Annotated in this window: 14 protein-coding genes; 7 read left to right on the top strand and 7 right to left on the bottom strand. The window is 64.0% G+C overall.

Features of this window, described 5'->3' with window-relative positions; translation table 11 throughout:
- Window positions 1-39: 39 nt before the first annotated feature.
- On the bottom strand, window positions 40-1749 hold the full coding sequence (gene ggt / locus VC212_RS06035) for a gamma-glutamyltransferase (protein WP_323514697.1): 1710 nt from the start codon (window positions 1747-1749) through the stop codon (window positions 40-42).
- A 644-nt stretch (window positions 1750-2393) separates the two neighbouring features.
- Between ggt and ilvC the strand changes: the two genes are divergently transcribed.
- The 5 genes from ilvC (at window position 2394) to VC212_RS06010 (ending at window position 8170) form a co-directional block, all read left to right on the top strand.
- Window positions 2394-3395 carry a ketol-acid reductoisomerase gene (ilvC, locus tag VC212_RS06030; protein WP_115528851.1) on the top strand — a complete coding sequence of 334 codons (1002 nt, stop codon included), beginning with the start codon at window positions 2394-2396 and terminating at the stop codon, window positions 3393-3395.
- 44 nt (window positions 3396-3439) lie between these two features.
- Complete coding sequence (gene ilvG / locus VC212_RS06025; protein WP_055848442.1) at window positions 3440-5161, top strand: acetolactate synthase 2 catalytic subunit; 1722 nt, start codon at window positions 3440-3442, stop codon at window positions 5159-5161.
- Window positions 5145-5402 (top strand): ACT domain-containing protein, encoded by a 258-nt coding sequence (locus VC212_RS06020; RefSeq protein ID WP_055848439.1) that lies wholly within the window; start codon window positions 5145-5147, stop codon window positions 5400-5402. The genes ilvG and VC212_RS06020 overlap by 17 nt, the downstream gene beginning before the upstream one ends.
- A gap of 90 nt (window positions 5403-5492) precedes the next feature.
- The gene (locus VC212_RS06015; protein WP_323514699.1) at window positions 5493-6611 is read left to right on the top strand and encodes a threonine dehydratase; all 1119 of its coding nucleotides are present in this window, start codon (window positions 5493-5495) and stop codon (window positions 6609-6611) included.
- Window positions 6608-8170 (top strand): 2-isopropylmalate synthase, encoded by a 1563-nt coding sequence (locus VC212_RS06010; protein WP_115528854.1) that lies wholly within the window; start codon window positions 6608-6610, stop codon window positions 8168-8170. Before VC212_RS06015 ends, VC212_RS06010 begins: the two co-directional genes overlap by 4 nt.
- A 639-nt stretch (window positions 8171-8809) precedes the next feature.
- Here the strand turns inward: VC212_RS06010 and leuB are convergent.
- The 4 genes from leuB to leuC all read right to left on the bottom strand — a co-directional run bounded on the left by leuB (window position 8810) and on the right by leuC (window position 12856).
- A complete protein-coding gene (gene leuB, locus VC212_RS06005) occupies window positions 8810-9883 on the bottom strand; it encodes a 3-isopropylmalate dehydrogenase (RefSeq protein WP_115528856.1) in 1074 nt (357 codons plus the stop codon).
- Between the two features lie 37 nt (window positions 9884-9920).
- Window positions 9921-10706 (bottom strand): class I SAM-dependent methyltransferase, encoded by a 786-nt coding sequence (locus VC212_RS06000; RefSeq protein WP_323514700.1) that lies wholly within the window; start codon window positions 10704-10706, stop codon window positions 9921-9923.
- Window positions 10703-11350 (bottom strand): 3-isopropylmalate dehydratase small subunit, encoded by a 648-nt coding sequence (gene leuD, locus VC212_RS05995; RefSeq protein ID WP_115513830.1) that lies wholly within the window; start codon window positions 11348-11350, stop codon window positions 10703-10705. The genes VC212_RS06000 and leuD overlap by 4 nt, the downstream gene beginning before the upstream one ends.
- A gap of 66 nt (window positions 11351-11416) precedes the next feature.
- Window positions 11417-12856 carry a 3-isopropylmalate dehydratase large subunit gene (leuC, locus tag VC212_RS05990; protein WP_055848422.1) on the bottom strand — a complete coding sequence of 480 codons (1440 nt, stop codon included), beginning with the start codon at window positions 12854-12856 and terminating at the stop codon, window positions 11417-11419.
- A 122-nt stretch (window positions 12857-12978) separates the two neighbouring features.
- On the opposite strand from leuC, the gene VC212_RS05985 reads away from it, so the two are divergent.
- Window positions 12979-13857, top strand: a complete 879-nt coding sequence (locus VC212_RS05985; RefSeq protein ID WP_323514701.1) for a LysR family transcriptional regulator — start codon at window positions 12979-12981, stop codon at window positions 13855-13857.
- A 109-nt stretch (window positions 13858-13966) separates the two neighbouring features.
- On the opposite strand, the gene VC212_RS05980 is transcribed toward VC212_RS05985, so the two are convergent.
- Entirely contained in the window at window positions 13967-14173 is a 207-nt protein-coding gene (locus tag VC212_RS05980; protein ID WP_323514702.1) for a hypothetical protein, read from the bottom strand.
- A gap of 98 nt (window positions 14174-14271) precedes the next feature.
- Entirely contained in the window at window positions 14272-17274 is a 3003-nt protein-coding gene (locus VC212_RS05975; RefSeq protein WP_323514823.1) for a two-component regulator propeller domain-containing protein, read from the bottom strand.
- A gap of 334 nt (window positions 17275-17608) precedes the next feature.
- Between VC212_RS05975 and VC212_RS05970 the strand changes: the two genes are divergently transcribed.
- Entirely contained in the window at window positions 17609-18262 is a 654-nt protein-coding gene (locus VC212_RS05970) for a TetR/AcrR family transcriptional regulator (RefSeq protein WP_055848412.1), read from the top strand.
- The last annotated feature ends 39 nt before the right edge of the window (window positions 18263-18301 follow it).

The following is an 18301-nucleotide window of genomic DNA, read 5'->3' as shown; positions in this document are numbered from 1 at the left end:
GGGCAGAATTGAGCGGCGTACTCATCCGTGGCGGCTTGCTCAGTAGCCGGCGGCCTGCCCATCCTTGCGGCTTTCCGAGGCGCCGTAATACACGCCGTTGGCCGGGTCGCGCGCGATCGCCTGATAGCCGCCATACGGGCCGTCGGCAAAGATCACCCGGTGGCCTTTGCGCATCAACGCGCGAATGGTGTCGTAGGAGAATCCGGTTTCCAGATTGAGCTCGCCGCCGTCGCTCATTGCGGTGGCCTGGCCGGTCGGCTCGGTGGAGCCCTCGTGCTGGATGCGTGGCGCATCGCCGGCTTCCTGCAGATTCATATGAAAGTCCACCAGGTTCATCACGATCTGCACGTGCCCCTGCGGCTGCATCGCCCCGCCCATCACGCCAAAGCTCAGCCACGGCTTGCCGTCCTTGGTGACGAACGCCGGGATGATGGTCTGGAACGGCCGCTTGCCCGGCGCATAGCCGTTGGGGTGATCCTTCTTCAACACGAACATTTCGCCGCGGTCCTGCAGGATGAAGCCCAGCCCCGGTGGCGCCATGCCGCTGCCCATGCCGCGATAGTTGGACTGGATCAGCGACACCATCATGCCGTCGGCATCGGCCACGGTCATGTAGATGGTGTCGCCCTCTTCCAGCTGTTTAGGCGTGCCGGGCTGCACTTCCTTCAAGGCCTTGTCCATGGAAATGAGCGACCGGCGCTGGGCGGCATACTCCTTGGACACCAGCCTGGCCAGCGGTGCCGGCTGGAAGGCAGGGTCGGCGTAGAAGCGCGCACGGTCGGCAAAGGCCAGCTTCTTGGCCTCGGTGAACAGATGCACGTGCTCGGCCGAGCCGAACGGGATCTTGGAAAAATCGTAGCCTTCCAGGATGTTGAGCATCTGCAACGCCGCGATGCCCTGGCTGTTGGGCGGCAGCTCCCACACATCAACGCCGCGGTAATTGGTGCTGACCGGCTCCACCCATTCGCCCTGATGGCTGGCCATGTCCTCGTAGCTCAGGTAGCCGCCATTGGCCTTGAAGTAGGTGCCGATGGTGCGTGCGATCGGGCCCTTGTAGAACGCGTCGCGGCCGCCGTCGGCGATCTGCTGCAGGGTGTTGGCCAGGTTCGGGTTCTTCCACAGCTCGCCCTTGCGCGGGGCGTGCCCGTCGATGGTGAACTGCTCCTTGAAGCCTGGGTATTGCGATAGCCGCGGCACCGAGCGGTCCCAGTAATAGGCAATGGTTTCGGCCACCGGATGGCCTTCGCGCGCGTAGCGGATCGCCGGCGCCAGGTTCTGCGCCATCGGCTTGCGCCCGAAGCGCTCATGCAGCGCGAACCAGCCATCCACTGCGCCCGGTACCGACACCGGCAGCGGCCCGGTCGGCGGAATGTCCTTCAGCCCGCGCCGCTGAAACTCGGCCAGGGTCAGCGACTTGGGCGAACGGCCCGAGCCGTTGTAGCCGTAAAGCTTGCTGGTCTTGGGATCCCACACGATAGCGAACAGATCCCCACCCACCCCATTGCCGGTCGGCTCCATCAAGCCCAACGCCGCATTGGCGGCGATCGCCGCGTCCACCGCCGAACCGCCGTTTTTCATCACATCCAACGCGATCTGGGTGGCGAGCGGTTGCGACGTCGCCGCCATCGCATGCGGGGCGATCACTTCGGAGCGGGTGGCGAAGGCTTGTCCGGTGACACGGTCGGCGGCGCCAAGAGGCGGCGCAAGCAGCGCCAGAGCAGACACCAATAAGATGGGTACGCGACGCATGATCAAGAGCTCCCCCATGACACAACGAATGAAACACCAACCATAACAGCGGCCTCCGTCGCAGCGTTCGATCCCGGTCGCACTGAGGCGATAAAACCGCGCAGTTGGTGATGCAGGTTGGCGTTATTGACATGCCACCGATCCGGTTTCAGCAGAAACCATGCTGCTGCCATGCGGCTTCGCGCTGAGCGCATGCTGCCAATACAGATGTTTCACCCGCAAGGGTTGACACCTCACCGGCGGCGATGGTTATCTCAGTCCATGCCGCACCGCCCCACCACCTCGAACGCTTTGATGTCCGCGCCCTTCGGCGCGTTGGCAGCGTCGCTTCTCGTGCTCGTACTTATTACCTCGCCAACCGATGCGGGACGAGACTTCGTGTAAGCAACAGACACACAAGGCTTCGATCAGACCCCGCACCGGCAACGGCGCGGGGTTTCGCGTTTCAGGGACCCCCAAAAGTTTCGAATGACATGAACGACATCACTGACATCGCCGCACCGTCTTTCATCAGCGCCAGCCATTGCGCTGCTGCAAGCGTCTGCATGCGCAGCGTTTTCGCTCATCCCCGCTTTGCTCGGCCGACCAGCGTCTGCGCTGCCAGCTGATCTCTTTTCCACTGCCAACCCCGCAAGGATTACTTCATGAGCAACGACACCCAACCGAAAATCGCGATCATCGGCTACGGCAGCCAGGGCCGCGCGCATGCGCTGAACCTGCGCGATTCCGGTTTCGACGTCACCGTCGGCCTGCGTCCCGGTGGCCCGACCGAATCCAAGGCGCAGGCCGATGGCTTCACCGTGGTGGCGCCGTCCGACGCGGTGAAGACCGCCGACCTGGTCGCGATCCTGACCCCGGACATGGTGCAGAAGAAGCTCTACGAAGAGGTCATCGCGCCGAACATGAAACAAGGCGCCTGCCTGCTGTTCGCGCATGGTTTGAACGTGCATTTCGACATGATCAAGCCGCGCGCCGATCTGGACGTGGTGCTGGTTGCGCCCAAGGGCCCGGGCGCGCTGGTGCGTCGCGAGTATGAAATCGGCCGCGGCGTGCCGTGCATATATGCGGTATACCAGGACACCAGCGGCAAGGCCGAGCAGTTTGCGCTGACCTATGCCGGCGGCCTGGGCGGCGCACGTGCCAACATCATCAAGACAACCTTCAAGGAAGAGACCGAAACCGATCTGTTCGGCGAGCAGGCCGTGCTGTGCGGCGGCGCTTCGTCGCTGGTACAGGCCGGTTTCGAAGTGCTGGTGGAAGCTGGCTACCAGCCGGAAATCGCGTATTACGAAGTACTGCACGAACTGAAGTTGATCGTGGACCTGTTCTACGAAGGCGGCATCACCCGCATGCTGGAATTTGTGTCCGAAACCGCACAATACGGCGACTATGTCAGCGGCCCGCGCGTGATCGACGCCAGCACCAAGGCGCGCATGAAGGACGTGCTGACCGACATCCAGAACGGCACCTTCACCAAGAACTGGGTGGCCGAATACGAAGCCGGTCTGCCGAACTACACCAAGTTCAAGCAGGCCGACCTGGAGCACCCGATCGAGGAAGTGGGCAAGAAACTGCGCGCCAAGATGGTCTGGCTCAACGGCGAACAGCAAGCCGCTGCCGCACCGGCGAATCAACAAGCGGCATAACGCCGCCGCATCCCCCACCGCTTAACACCGAAGGTTCGCAACGCATGAATACCTCCGCACACAGCACGCCCCGCAATGGCGCGCGCTGGCTGACGCAGGCCCTGGAAGCCGAGGGCGTGGAAACGCTGTTCGGTTATCCGGGCGGCACCATCATGCCGTTCTACGACGCCCTGGTGGATTCCAGGCTCAAGCACATCCTGGTCCGTCACGAACAGGGCGCCGCCCTCGCCGCCAACGGCTACGCCCGTGCCAGCGGCAAGGTGGGCGTGTGCGTGGCGACCTCCGGCCCGGGCGCGTCCAATCTGGTCACCGGCATCGCAGATGCGATGCTCGACTCGGTGCCGATGGTGTGCCTGACCGGCCAGGTCGCGACGCCTTTGCTGGGCACCGATGCGTTCCAGGAACTGGACGTGTTCGGCATGACCATGCCGATCGTCAAGCACAGTTTTCTGGCGCGCAGCGTGGACCAGTTGCCGGAGATCGTGCGCGATGCGTTTCGCATCGCGCGCGAAGGTCGCCCGGGCCCGGTGTTGATCGACTTGCCGAAGGACGTGCAGATCGCCGATGCCTCGCATCTGCCCGAGCATGTGCCGGCCGCAGTGCTGCCGCCGCCGGCACCGTCGGACGCGAAACTGGCCGACGCGCTGGCAGCCATCGCCAGCGCCGAGCGCCCGGTGGTGTACGGCGGTGGCGGGATTGCACTGGCCGATGCGGTGGAAGCATTCCGGCGCTTTGTCGAAGCCACCGGCATCCCGACCGCGCTGACCTTGCGCGGGCTGGGTGCGTTGCCGCACGCGCATCCGGATTACCTGGGGATGCTGGGCATGCACGGCACGCGGGCCGCCAATATGGCGATCCAGGAATGCGATCTGTTGGTGGTGGTCGGTGCCCGTTTCGACGACCGTGCCACCGGCAAGTTGAGTGAGTTCGCACCGTTCGCACGTGTCATCCATCTGGATGCCGATGCGTATGAAATTTCCAAGCTGCGCACTGCCGATATCGCCGTACCTGGCGATGTGGCGACCAGTCTCAAGGCGTTGAGCGCAGCACGCGGCAACTGCCAGGCATGGCGGACGCGCTGCTTTGCCAATCGCGAAAAATTCGGTGCGCGTTACGACGCGCCCGGTACCGATATCTATGCGCCGGCGCTGCTGAAGCGCCTGAGCGAAGTGGCGCCGCCCGACACCATCATCGCCTGCGATGTGGGGCAGCATCAGATGTGGGTGGCCCAGCATTGCCGCTTCAACGATCCGCGTAATCACCTCACCAGCGGCGCGCTCGGCACTATGGGCTTTGGCCTGCCAGCGGCGATGGGCGCGCAGTTCGCCTGCCCCGATCGCACCGTGGTGCTGGTCTCCGGCGACGGCAGTTTCATGATGAATGTGCAGGAGCTGGTGACCATTGCACGCTGCAAGCTGCCGGTGAAGATCGTGCTGCTCGATAACAGCTCGCTGGGCATGGTGCGGCAGTGGCAGGAGTTGTTCTTCGCCGAGCGCTACAGCGAGATCGATCTGTCCGACAACCCGGATTTCGCCGCGCTGGCGCAGGTGTTCGGTATTCCCGCCAAGCGCATCATCGCGCGCGGCGATGTCGATGCAGCGCTGGCGGAGTTGCTGGCGCAGCCGGGCCCCGGCCTGCTGCATGTGGCCATCGACGCACGCGCCAACGTGTGGCCGCTGGTGCCGCCCAATAACGCCAACAGCACCATGCTGGACAGCAATCCCGCACACGCGGTCAAGGAGACGACACATGCGTTACCGGCTTGACCTGGTGCTGAAGCCGGCCGAAGGCGCATTGGTGCGCGTGATCGGCATGACCGAGCGCCGCGGGTTTCGCCCGTGCGCCATCCAGGGCGCCGCCGCGCCCGACGATGCCGGGCGCTGGCATTTGCAGCTGGACGTGGACAGCAGCCGGCCGCCGGAAACACTGCGCCTGCAGCTGGAAAAGGTCTACGACTGCGAGTCGGTGGTGATCACGGCACTGGAAACGGTCGAGGCGGCCGCATGACCACCCAGACCTCGGGCATGCAGACTTCGCGCGACCATCAGACTGCCATCCGGAGGTGTCTTCTTCCGGATCGGCCGCGCGCGTGCCGCAATGCCTGATTCCAGCCGCCCCTCTTCGCAGGAACCAGACGTAAGCGACGTGGCCGTCAGCGTGGCCGACGTGCTGGCCGCACAGGCACGTCTGCGCAAATATTTGTCGCCGACGCCACTGCACTACGCCGAGCGTTTCGGCGTGTGGCTGAAGCTGGAAAACCTGCAGCGCACCGGCTCCTACAAGGTGCGCGGCGCACTGAACGCACTGCTGGCGGGGCTGGAACGCGGCGACGAGCGTCCGGTGATCTGCGCCTCGGCCGGCAACCATGCGCAAGGTGTGGCGTGGTCGGCGTATCGGCTCGGCGTGCAGGCCATCACGGTGATGCCGTACGGCGCACCGCAAACCAAGATCGCCGGCGTCGCGCACTGGGGCGCCACCGTGCGGCAACACGGCAACAGCTATGACGAAGCGTTTGCGTTTGCACGCGAGCTGGCCGACCAGAACGGCTATCGCTTCCTGTCGGCCTTCGACGACCCGGACGTGATTGCCGGGCAAGGCACGGTCGGCATCGAACTGGCCGCGCACGCACCGGATGTGGTGATCGTGCCGATCGGTGGCGGCGGCCTGGCCTCCGGCGTGGCGCTGGCGTTGAAATCGCAAGGCGTGCGCATTGTTGGCGCGCAGGTCGAGGGCGTCGATTCGATGGCGCGTGCGGTGCGCGGCGACTTCCGTGAAATCACCCCCGTCGCCACGCTGGCCGACGGCGTCAAGGTCAAGATTCCCGGCTTTCTGACACGCCGCCTGTGCGCGAGCCTGCTCGACGACGTAGTGATCGTGCGTGAGGCCGAACTCCGCGAAACCCTGGTGCGTCTGGCACTGGAAGAACACGTCATCGCCGAAGGCGCTGGCGCCCTGGCATTGGCCGCCGGTCGCCGTGTTGCAGGCAAACGCAAATGTGCGGTGGTCTCTGGCGGTAATATCGACGCAACCGTTTTGGCCGCACTCTTGTCCGAGGTGCGGCCGCGTCCGCCACGCAAACCGCGGCGTCGCAATACCGAGCGACTTCGCAACGAACGCAGCGTCAAGCCTCCACCCCAAACACACGCTCTTTCCCGCCCATCCGCAGTCGCTTCAACGCCTGTCACCGCCATCGCCGTAGAGGAGTCTTCCTGGTGAACACGACCGTATCCAACCAGACCCCGCGTATCCGAATTTTCGACACCACCCTGCGCGACGGCGAGCAATCCCCCGGCTGCAGCATGACGCCCCAGCAAAAGCTGGTCATGGCGCGCGCGCTGGACGAACTCGGCGTCGACATCATCGAAACCGGATTCCCGGCCAGCTCGCACTCCGACCGCGAAGCTATCGCGATGATCGGCCGCGAGCTGCGCCGCCCCACCCTGGCGGTGTTGTCGCGCTGCCTGCAGGCCGATATCGAAACCTCGGCAAAGGCGCTGGAAGCTGCGGCCAACCCGCGCCTGCATGTGTTCCTGTCCACCAGCCCGCTGCACCGCGAGCACAAGCTGCGCATGAGCCGCGAGCAGGTGCTGGAGTCGGTGCACAAGCACGTGACGCTGGCGCGCGGCTACATCGATGACGTCGAATTCTCCGCCGAAGACGCCACCCGTACCGAAGAAGATTTCCTGGCCGAAGTCACCCGTGTGGCGATTGCGGCCGGGGCCACCACGATCAACCTGCCCGACACAGTGGGCTTCACCACGCCGGAAGAAATCCGCGGCATGTTCGCGCGGCTGATCGCCAGCGTGGAAGGTGCCGACAAGGTGATCTTCAGCGCGCACTGCCACAACGATCTGGGTCTGGCGGTTGCCAATTCGCTGGCGGCCATCGAAGGCGGCGCGCGTCAGGTGGAATGCACCGTCAACGGCATCGGCGAGCGCGCCGGCAACTGTGCGCTGGAAGAAATCACCATGGCGCTGAAGGTGCGCGGTGCGTTCTACAACATCGATTCGGAGATCAACACACCGCGCATCGTGTCGACCTCGCAGTTATTGCAGCGCCTGGTTGGCATGCCGGTGCAGCGCAACAAGGCCGTGGTCGGCGGCAACGCCTTTGCACATGAATCGGGCATCCACCAGCACGGCATGCTGCGTCACCGCGGCACCTACGAAATCATGCGCCCGGAAGATGTGGGCTGGGAATCGTCACAGATGGTGCTGGGCCGCCACAGTGGCCGCGCAGCAGTCGAGCAGCGCCTGCGTGCGCTGGGGTATCTGCTGGAAGAGGAAGAGGTCAAGCTGGTCTTCGAACAGTTCAAGGCCCTGTGCGAGAAGCAGCGCGTGGTCACCGATGCCGATCTGCAGGCATTGATGCAGGACGCCACCGTGCAGGAAGGCTACCGTCTGGCTTCGATGACCATCAGCGACGTCGGCAGCCGCGCGAACGCGTTGGTGGAGCTATCGGATCCGGATGGCAATCGGGTAGCGGAAACCGCACAAGGCAATGGCCCGGTCGATGCCTTGTTCGGTGCATTGGCGTCGGCCACCGGCGTGAAGCTGGAGCTGGACAGCTACCAGGTGCACAGCGTGGGCATCGGCGCGGATGCACGCGGCGAAGCCAGCCTGAGCGTGCGCCACGATGGTGTGGAGTACGAAGGCACCGGCACCAGCAAGGACATCATCGAGGCCAGCGCGCTGGCATGGCTGGATGTAGCCAACCGGCTGCTGCGCCAACGCGAGCGCGGCGTGGTTGCTGGCAAGACGGCTGCGGTGGCATAACACCGCACCGACTGACAGTTTGCAAAAGACCTGACGGCCAGCGGAGCGATCTGCTGGCCGTTTTGGGTTTTGGGTTTTGGGTTTTGGGTTTTGTGTTTTGTGTTTTTTTTTGGTGTTTGGTGTTTGGTTTCGTATCCAGCCTTGCCCCACTCGCTGTTAACGCTTGATGCGTGGTTGTTCAATCTTGTGCTGGCACCGACAGTCAAGGTGTTTTTGCTCTTCGATCCGCAGCAATGAAATCGAAAGCGCGGTGTCGTCTCCGGGGTCGGGACCATGTGGCGGCATGGATGCCGCCACTGAGCCTCCAAGGACGGATTTACGGCGTGTCCCGACACCGGAGACGGCACCGCGCCACCGGCATATCGACACACGAAGTCTGTCAGTTCCGGGCGGAAGCAAAGATTTACTGAGGGGCGCTTGCACGCGCGCCGCCGTGGGACACGCCGCAAGTACGTCCATGTAGCAACTGTGTTGGTCAGGACCTCAATCCGCGACCTTTGATCGGTTTCCTTCGGGCGTGTCCCGACACCGGATGCGGCGCCGCTCACCGATGGACCCCGCAAAAACGAAAGCGGCCATCGCCCAAACAGGACGATGACCGCCAGTACGTTCGACAAAACGATACATCCAACCAACGCTTTACAGCGCAGCCACCACCGCATCACCCATCGCGACCGTGCCAACCTTGGTCGTGCCTTCTGACCAGATGTCGGCGGTGCGCAGGCCCTGGTCGAGCACCTTGCCGACGGCCTTCTCGATCGCATCCGCGGCGGCAGCCTGCGCGAAGGTGTAGCGCAGCATCATTGCCACCGACAGGATGGTGGCGAGCGGATTAGCGATGCCCTGCCCTGCGATATCCGGCGCCGAGCCGTGACACGGCTCGTACATGCCTTTGCTGTTGGCATCCAGCGAGGCCGAAGGCAGCATGCCGATCGAGCCGGTGAGCATCGACGCCTGGTCGGACAGAATGTCGCCGAACATGTTGTCGGTCACGATCACATCGAACTGCTTGGGCGCGCGCACCAATTGCATGGCCGCGTTGTCCACGTACATATGCGATAGCGCGATGTCCGGATAGTCTTTGGCGACTTCTTCCACCACCGCGCGCCACAACTGGCTGGAGGCCAACACGTTGGCCTTGTCGACCGAGCACAGTTTCTTGCCGCGCAAACGCGCCATCTCGAAACCGGCCTTGGCGATGCGACGAATCTCGCTTTCGCTGTAGGGCAAGGTGTCGTAGGCCTGACGCTCGCCATTGTCCAGCGTGCGATTGCCGCGCGGCTGGCCGAAGTAGATGCCGCCGGTGAGCTCGCGCAGTATCAGCAGATCCAGTCCCGCAACAACTTCAGGCTTGAGCGTGGAGGCATCGGCCAACTGCGGATACAACAGCGCCGGACGCAGGTTGGCGAACAAACCCAGCTGCGAGCGGATCTTGAGCAACCCACGCTCCGGGCGCAGCGATGGATCGATGCTGTCCCATTGCGGCCCACCCACGGCGCCCAGCAGCACCGCGTCGGCAGCGCGCGCGCGCTCCAGCGTTTCGTCGGCGAGCGGGCTGCCGTACTTGTCGTAGGCCGCGCCACCCAGTTCGTCGTACACCAGGCTGAAACCCAGGCCATGTTGTGCGTCGATCCGCGTCAACACCTTGACCGCTTCGGCCATGATCTCCGGGCCGATGCCGTCGCCAGGAAGAATCAAAATCTGCTTGCTCATGCAATCCTCGTGAGTTAGTGCCGTAGCAACCTGAAAATCAACGTGCTGCCCATACCACCAGCACGTCACTGCTGAAGGAGCCATCGGCTGCAATCTGAAAGTAATCGCGTACTTCGTCTACCGCCGCGTCCTGCAACCCGCGAATGGCTGCGCGCAACACCTCTGGCGTGCGCATGCGGTCGACCCAGCTCAGATAGTCCAGCTGTAGCCGTTGGCAATGATGACGCTGCACCTGCAAGCCGGCATCGCCCAGCATCTGCAACCACTGCGCAACACTGTAGTCGCGCACATGACTGGTATCGCGCAACACCTCGATCGCCTGCAGGTGCGTGTCCAACAATGGCAACCCCGGCGCGACCACATCGATAAAGGCGGCAACACCGCCGGGACGCAATACGCGCCGCACTTCGCGCAGTGCCTGTCCCACGTCGCTCCAGTGATGCGCCGAGTAGCGGCTGACCACTGCATCCAGGCTGCCGGTCTCGAACGGCAAGCGCTCGGCAACACCTTGCACAGTGCGCACTTGCGTCAGCCCGCGCTCGGCGGCGGTGGCCGCCACGACGTTGAGCATATCGGCAGACAAATCGTAGGCCACCACCTCGGCCATCAGCGGCGCCAGCTGGAAACTCACATGCCCGGCACCGCAGCCAAGGTCGAGCAATCGACCGTTGCGACACCCCGCCAGGCCAGCGCGGAGCTCGGCGAACTCGGCGCCTTGCGCATGCACGTCGCTCTGCAGATACGCGTGCGCCTGCGGCCCGAACTGCGCAGCAACATGTTCGCCCAGCGCCCCCGTATCGGCGGTGTTGGCAATTGCGTTCACTGCAGTGCGCCGAACAACCACGGTTGGCGCGCGCGATGGCCTTGTTCGAAGCGGCCGATTGCATCGGCGTCCTGCAAGGTCAGGCCGATGTCGTCCAGCCCGTTGAGCAGGCAGTGTTTGCGAAATGCATCGACCTCGAAGCTGTACTCCACGCCATCGGGGCGGCGCACGCGTTGTGCGGCCAGATCCACGGTGAGTTGATAGCCCTCGGTGGAAAAGCATTGCTCGAACAAGGCGTCGACTTCTGCTTCGGTCAGCACGATCGGCAGCAGGCCGTTCTTGAAACTGTTGTTGAAGAAGATGTCGGCAAAGCTCGGTGCAATCACCGCGCGAAACCCATATTCGTCCAACGCCCAAGGCGCATGTTCACGCGAGGAACCGCAGCCGAAATTCTTGCGTGTCAGCAACACGCTGGCGCCTTGATAGCGCGGGAAATTGAGCACGAACTCCGGGTTGATCGGCCGCTGGCTGTTATCGCGCCCAGGCTCGCCGATATCCAGATAACGCCACTCGTCGAACAGGTTCGGACCGAAGCCGGTGCGCTTGATCGACTTGAGGAATTGCTTGGGAATGATCTGGTCGGTATCGACATTGGCGCGATCCAGCGGCGCCACCAGTCCGGTATGTTGCGTGAAAGGAGTCATAGAAAGGCCGGGAATTGGGAGTGGGAAATAGGGAATAGGCAGAGCGAAACGGGGCGTGGCGATTCCCTATTCCCGATTCTCGATTCCCTGCAGCTCACGCACATCGACAAAGTGGCCGCTCACCGCCGCCGCTGCAGCCATTGCCGGGCTGACCAGGTGGGTGCGTCCGCCGGCGCCCTGGCGGCCTTCGAAATTGCGATTTGAGGTGGAAGCGCAATGCTCGCCGCTGCCTAGCTTGTCCGGGTTCATCGCCAGACACATCGAGCAACCCGGCTCGCGCCATTCGAAACCGGCCTCCAGAAAGATCTTGTCCAGGCCTTCGGACTCGGCCTGCGCCTTGACCAGACCCGAGCCCGGCACCACCAGCGCCTGCTTGATCGTGGACGCCACCTTGCGGCCCTTGGCCACTGCGGCGGCGGCGCGCAGATCTTCGATGCGCGAGTTGGTGCACGAGCCAATGAACACTCGGTCCAGGCGGATGTCGGTAATCGACTGATTGGCCTTCAGGCCCATGTATTTGAGCGCGCGCTCGATCGAGTCGCGCTTAGTCGGGTCTTGTTCGGCTGCCGGGTCAGGTATCTGCTGATCCACCGCCAGCACCATTTCCGGCGAGGTGCCCCAGCTCACTTGCGGCTTGATGTCTTCGGCACGCATCTCCACCACGGTGTCGAAGTGCGCCCCCGGGTCGGAAACCAGCGTCTTCCACAGTGCAACGGCGGCATCCCAGTTCGCATCCTTGGGCGCGAACGGGCGACCTTTGACGTAGGAGATCGTCTTGTCGTCCACCGCCACCATGCCCACGCGCGCACCGGCTTCGATGGACATGTTGCAGATGGTCATGCGCCCTTCCATCGACAGCGCTTCAATGGCGCTCCCGGCAAATTCCAGGGCGTGCCCGTTGCCACCGGCCGTACCGATCTTGCCGATCACCGCCAGCACAATGTCTTTGGCAGTCACGCCGAACGGCAGCGTGCCGTCGACACGCACCTGCATGTTCTTCATCTTCTGGGCGATCAGGCACTGCGTGGCGAGTACATGTTCGACCTCGGAGGTACCGATGCCGTGCGCCAGCGCGCCGAACGCGCCATGCGTGGAGGTGTGCGAATCGCCGCAGACCACGGTCATGCCCGGCAAGGTGGCGCCCTGCTCGGGGCCGACCACATGCACGATGCCCTGGCGCGCGTCGTTCATCTTGAACTCGAGGATGCCGAAGTCGTCGCAGTTCTCGTCCAGAGTCTGTACCTGCAGGCGCGAGACTTCATCGCTGATCGACTCCAGGCCGCCCTGCCGCTCGGCGCGCGTGGTCGGCACGTTGTGGTCGGGTGTGGCGATGTTGGCGTCGATGCGCCACGGCTTGCGGCCGGCCAGACGCAGTCCTTCGAAGGCTTGCGGCGAGGTCACTTCATGCAGGATGTGGCGGTCGATATAGATCAGCGACGAACCGTCGTCGCGGCGCGTGACCTCATGCAGGTCCCACAATTTGTCGTACAGGGTCTTGGCAGTCATCGCGGCGATCCGGTGAAGTGGCGGTTGGTGGGTGCACCATTTGGCTGCATTCGATGCTAGGAGCTTGCCTTCGATAACGCAAATTCATATTGTTTATTCAACAAATGAAATTCAGGAATGGCATGGATCTGGCGAGTCTCAGCGCTTTCGTCGCAATTGCTGACAGCGGCAGCTTTTCGGCGGCCGGTGAAGCGCTGCATCTCACCCAGCCCGCGGTGAGTAAACGCATCGCCTTGCTGGAGGGGCAATTGTCGGCACGGCTGTTCGACCGCCTGGGCCGCCAGGTGGTGCTGACCGAGGCCGGCCAAGCCTTGTTGCCGCGCGCCCAACGCATCCTTGCCGAACTGGAAGACACGCGCCGTGTGCTGGAGCACCTGGGCGCGTCGGTTGGTGGGCGCTTGAGTCTAGCCACCAGCCACCACGTCGGCCTGCACCGGCTTCCTGCATTGCTACGCAACTTCGCCGCGCAACACCCGCAGGCCGCACTGGACATCCAGTTTCTGGATTCTGAACTGGCCTATGCGGCGGTGCTGCGCGGCGAGGTGGAACTGGCGGTGACCACGTTGGCGCCGGACACGCGTGCACCGCTGCGTGCGCAACCGATCTGGCACGACCGCCTGCAATGCGTGGTGGCCCCCGACCACCCGTTGGCCGCACTGCGCAAGGTGACGCTGGACGATGTGGTGGCGCATCCGGCGGTGCTACCCGACCCCGGCACGTTTACCCATCGCATCGTCGCCGGCCTGTTTGCCGAGCGCGGCCTGGTGCCGCACCTGCGCATGACCACCAACTATCTGGAGACGATCAAGATGCTGGTCTCGGTGGGGCTGGCGTGGAGCGTCCTGCCCGAACGCATGATAGATCACCAGATCGTGGCGCTACCGCTGGCCGATGTGGCGCTATCGCGCGAGTTGGGATGCGTCACGCATGGCGGACGCACCTTGTCGCGGGCGGCACAGGCGTTTGTTGCGTTGTTGCAGGCGCAGGCGGAGCGGACTTAAGGCACCGAACCAACCTCGAATGCGTTGCTGAACGCTCAATCATTGCGCGGCAATAGCCCGGCCTTTTGGTACCACCGAATGCAAGCACCCTCCAACACAGCCCAGACAATCAAGCCAGGAAGAAACAGTGCGCCATGCCAGAGAGCGTGCCGACGCAGAGCGGAATCACACCGAACCAGCAACACCACTTGTCAGGCAGTGGCAACACTTTGTAACGCTCGCCCTTTTCCGGACTCCGGCGAAAATCCGCCTTGTTGAGCACAGCGCTCAGACCCAAGATTGCGAAATAAGTAAGCACCATCCATAGCAGCAACATAAGTTCTCCAGCCTTCACGATTCGATACACCACCACGCGCGTGAGACTTACGCACCGGTGTCACAGCGCGGTCTTCAACGCACCACCGTGCCATCGCACTACCGATCGACCAATCGATCGCGCCCCTGCCGCTTGGCCTGGTATAGCCGACGGTCTGCCAACGCGAGCAATTCGCGTCGGGTCGGCGCTTCATCGCTCATCGCCATACCCATGCTGGCGGTGCACCGCACCGTGATGCCTTGCGCATCGACGTCGATTGCCGCAAGACGTTGCCGCATGCGTTCGAACAGCGCGCGCGCCTGCGCGGCATCCAGCCCGGTGGCCGCCAGCAGAAACTCTTCGCCGCCGTGGCGCGCAGCGAAGCACTGCGCCTGATCCTGGTCGCTCAATGCCTCGCCCAGCGCGCTCAATACCGCATCGCCGACGTCATGGCCATACTCGTCGTTGATGTGCTTGAAGTGGTCGATATCCATCAAGGCCAGCGCCAGCGCGGCACCACCGCTACGCGCATCGTCGAACCACTGTTGCAGCACGCGCTCGGCTTCGCGCCGGTTGGGCAATGCGGTCAGCACATCGTGGCTGGCGCGGTATTCCAGCTGGCGCATCAAGGCTTCGCGCTCCTGGCTGGCCTGCTGCAGCGCGAGATTCTTGTCGCTCAGTTCGCGGGTGCGCTTATCGATCACGGTATTGAGTTGGCGCTGGCTGCGCCGATAGCTGGCCGTGCGCCACAGATAAAATCCGTAGATCAGGCTCGCCAGCGCAAGGATGCCCAATGCGATCACTTCGCCACGGCGCCACCAGGGCGGCGCCAACGCGATGACCAGACTGGATTCCCCCAGCAGCGCGGTCTGCCGCCAATCCACCGGTAGCGACATCGCCTGCACGCGGAAGCGAAAACGGCCCGGCGGCAGGTTGGTGTACACCGCCTCGGTCGCGTTGTCGGCATCCACCCAATCCGGGTCGAAGCCGTCCAGGCGATAGCGGTAACGCACCTTGTCCGGGCCACGGAAATTCAGGCCGGCATAAGTGATTGCAATGCGGCGGGTCTCTGCGCCGAGCTGATGCGGGCCGCTCAACGGTTGCACCATGCCGTCGACCAGCAAGCGCTCGAACACGATCGGCACGCGATGGCCTTGCAAGGTGCCGACACGCGCCGGATCGATCACGCCCAGCCCGGCCGAGGTGGGAAACAACAACTGCCCGGTCTGTGTCAGCCAGCCAGCGGGGGCGCTGCTGCCATTGCCTTGATTGCTGGGCATGCCATCGCTGCGGTCCACCACCTCCACACTCAATTGTTCGCGGGTACCGGCATCGATCTGGTCGAAGTCGTTGCGCGCGATGCGGAAGACGCCGTGGTTGCTGGATAACCACAGATAGCCGTGGCCGTCGTCGATCACGCGGAACACCTTGTCGCGCGGCAATCCGACGCGATGGTCGTAGACGCGAAAGTGGTCGCCCTGCAGGCGCAGCAAGCCGCGATCGCTGGCGATCCAGAGATCGCCACCGGCATCGCGCAAAAAGTCGAAGGCGTTCTGCCCGGGGAAGTCCTGTTCGCCCAGCCACGCTCGCGTGCTGCCGCCCGGCGACAGCCCGGTCATACCGCGATCGGTGCCGATCCAGATGATGCCCTGCGTGTCGCGATACAGCGCCTGCACCGAGCCGTCGGGCACGCCATCGGCGGCGGTGTAGCGGCGCGCCTTGCCATGCCGCCAGCGCACCAATCCGCCGGTGGTGCCGATCCACAGATCGTCGCCATCGGGCAACACCGCGCGTACCGACAACGACGGCAGGCCATCGCCCGCGCCGATGCGCACCAGCACCTTCCCTTGCGCATCCAGCCGCAGCACGCCCTGACTGTAGGTACCGGCCCAGACCCCGCCGTCGCCGGCATCGGCCAGCGACAACACCGACTGCTCCAGCACGCGGCCACCTTCGGCCGGCGACAGCGATATGCGGCTGATTTGATCGTCGCGCCAACGGTCCAGACCTACCGCGCTGCCCACCCACACGGTGCCGTTGCTGGTCTGCAACACGGTGCGCACGTAATCGGAGGCAAGGCCGTCCTCATGGGTCACACCATGCGCGGCGCCTTCGGCAATCCGGAACAGGCCATGCGTGCTGCCGACCCAGATCAAACCTTCGGCATCTTCCAGCAATGCCGGGCTGGCGACGCCGGTGATCGAAATCTGCTCATCCGGCACAGCCACCCCGCTGTGCACCACCAAGGTACCGGTGGGCATGCTCATCCACAGATGCCCACGCCGATCCAGTAGCAGCGCATCGACCCGCTGCCCCTGGCGAAACCGCTGCAGCCCGCCGCCGCGACTCCACCACCACACACCGTCATCGCCGGCGACCAGCAATCCGCCCTGGCGATCGCTGGCAAGCCGGCGCACCGGCACCGCCTGCATGCCATGCATTGTTCCCCAGGCCTCGGCGGCGGCGCCATTGCGGGGCAGACGGTACAACCCGACCTCCGTGCCCACCCACAGATCGCCAGTGTCGTCGGCCGACAACGCGGTGATGCGTGCACGTGGCAGGTCGGTCTGACGCCCCACGTCGACCAGGCGGCCATCCGCTTCGAGCCGATACAGCGTCTGCGGCGTGCCCACCCACAGGGCGCCGTCTGCACGACGCAATAGCGCGCTGACCGCCAGATGGCGCGCCGTAGCGTCCCCCAGCTGCTGCCAGTGGCCGTCCTGATAGTGATAGACCCCGTCGAACGCGGTGCCGAACAACATGCCGCCGGTGCTGTCGCGCACCACCACGAACACGCCGCCCAATTCGGCGCCCGGCGTGTTCTGGCGGTCGTACACGGTGAAATCGCGGCCGTTGAAGCGCGCCACGCCTTCCCAGGTGCCCACCCAGATCAGCCCGTCTTCGCCCTGGGCCACGGCGTGCACCAGGTTGTGCGGCAGGCCGTCGTCCATGTTCCAGCGCGTGACGGTGTGATAGGCGGTGTGATCGAGCGCCTGTGCGCCAGCCTGGGACAGTCCCAGAATCCCGCAACACAGCCCAAACCACAGCCACACAAGGGCCGCCCGCAGCACGCGTGTGCTGCGAACGCAGCTTGCATGCGTCTGCGCCCCGACCCCGTCCACGTTCCCCATTCCCCTCATCCGTGCCCGCTGACCATGCGTGCCGGTATGTACCGACAGGCCTGAGGCAATCTATCACCGGGGTTTTCGGGCCGCCCTAGGTGGATTCCCCACAGCTGCCGGGCCAACCATGACACCGGGAGCATTCAACTGAAACAATGAATGCCCATCATCATGGGCATGGCGGTTGGGCATTGCGCCCACAGTGTCGTCGCTTCGCCGCGGCGTAGTCCGTTGCCTCGGTCGCTCCCAGGTTCGACCAGTTGAAGCACCTGCGCGCTGATGCATTCAGGCCGTCGAGTATAAATATAGAACCCGATGGTCTAGTATTGACCATATGTCCAGCTCGCCCCCCCTCAAGTCCAAGGCCAAGAGCAACGGCCCTGGGCGTCCCAAGGATCTTGGGAAACGTGCCGCCATCCTGGGTGCTGCCCGCGCCCTGTTCATGGAGCTAGGCTATGCCGGGGTCAGCATGGATGGCATCGCGGCCCAGGCCGGCGTCTCCAAGCTCACCGTCTATAGCCACTTTGGCGACAAGGAGAGCCTGTTTTCCGAGGCGATCCGTGCGCAATGCCAGCAGATGATGCCGGACGACCTGTTCGACCACGCGCCCGAGGGTGCGCTGCGCGACCAGTTGGTCGAAATCGCGCATGCGTTCTTTGCCATGGTCAGCACCGAGTCGGCCATTTCCACCCACCGCATGATGATGGCGCCCGGCACCGGCGATGTGCATGTGCGCGAAATGTTCTGGGAAGCCGGCCCCAAGCGAACCCAACAGGCATTGGCGGATTTCCTGTCGGCGCGTGTGGCCGACGGCCAGCTCGACATCGCCGATCTGGCGCGCGCGGCCTCGCAATTCTTCTGCCTGCTCAAGGGCGAGCTGTATGCCTTGATGATGTGCGGCCTGCACGGCCAGCCCACCCGCGCGCAGGTGGATGAGCACATTCAGTCCAGCGTGGACTTCTTTTTGAGGGCGTATGCGCCCCGTTGATCGCCCCGGGCCTTTGGTGGCGATGACTTCCGGCACTGC

Source organism: Xanthomonas sp. WHRI 8932A, assembly GCF_035012785.1.
Lineage (GTDB): Bacteria > Pseudomonadota > Gammaproteobacteria > Xanthomonadales > Xanthomonadaceae > Xanthomonas.
The sequence above is the reverse complement of the archived record's forward strand: the minus strand, read 5'-3'. Positions and strand labels throughout refer to the sequence as shown.

Excerpts from the sequence above, each read along its gene's own strand:
- ggt (WP_323514697.1), bottom strand. The coding sequence starts at position 1,749 with ATGCGTCGCGTACCCATCTTATTGGTGTCTGCTCTGGCGCTGCTTGCG.
- ilvC (WP_115528851.1), top strand. The coding sequence starts at position 2,394 with ATGAGCAACGACACCCAACCGAAAATCGCGATCATCGGCTACGGCAGC.
- ilvG (WP_055848442.1), top strand. The coding sequence starts at position 3,440 with ATGAATACCTCCGCACACAGCACGCCCCGCAATGGCGCGCGCTGGCTG.
- VC212_RS06020 (WP_055848439.1), top strand. The coding sequence starts at position 5,145 with ATGCGTTACCGGCTTGACCTGGTGCTGAAGCCGGCCGAAGGCGCATTG.
- VC212_RS06015 (WP_323514699.1), top strand. The coding sequence starts at position 5,493 with ATGCCTGATTCCAGCCGCCCCTCTTCGCAGGAACCAGACGTAAGCGAC.
- leuB (WP_115528856.1), bottom strand. The coding sequence starts at position 9,883 with ATGAGCAAGCAGATTTTGATTCTTCCTGGCGACGGCATCGGCCCGGAG.
- leuD (WP_115513830.1), bottom strand. The coding sequence starts at position 11,350 with ATGACTCCTTTCACGCAACATACCGGACTGGTGGCGCCGCTGGATCGC.
- leuC (WP_055848422.1), bottom strand. The coding sequence starts at position 12,856 with ATGACTGCCAAGACCCTGTACGACAAATTGTGGGACCTGCATGAGGTC.
- VC212_RS05985 (WP_323514701.1), top strand. The coding sequence starts at position 12,979 with ATGGATCTGGCGAGTCTCAGCGCTTTCGTCGCAATTGCTGACAGCGGC.
- VC212_RS05980 (WP_323514702.1), bottom strand. The coding sequence starts at position 14,173 with ATGTTGCTGCTATGGATGGTGCTTACTTATTTCGCAATCTTGGGTCTG.
- VC212_RS05970 (WP_055848412.1), top strand. The coding sequence starts at position 17,609 with ATGTCCAGCTCGCCCCCCCTCAAGTCCAAGGCCAAGAGCAACGGCCCT.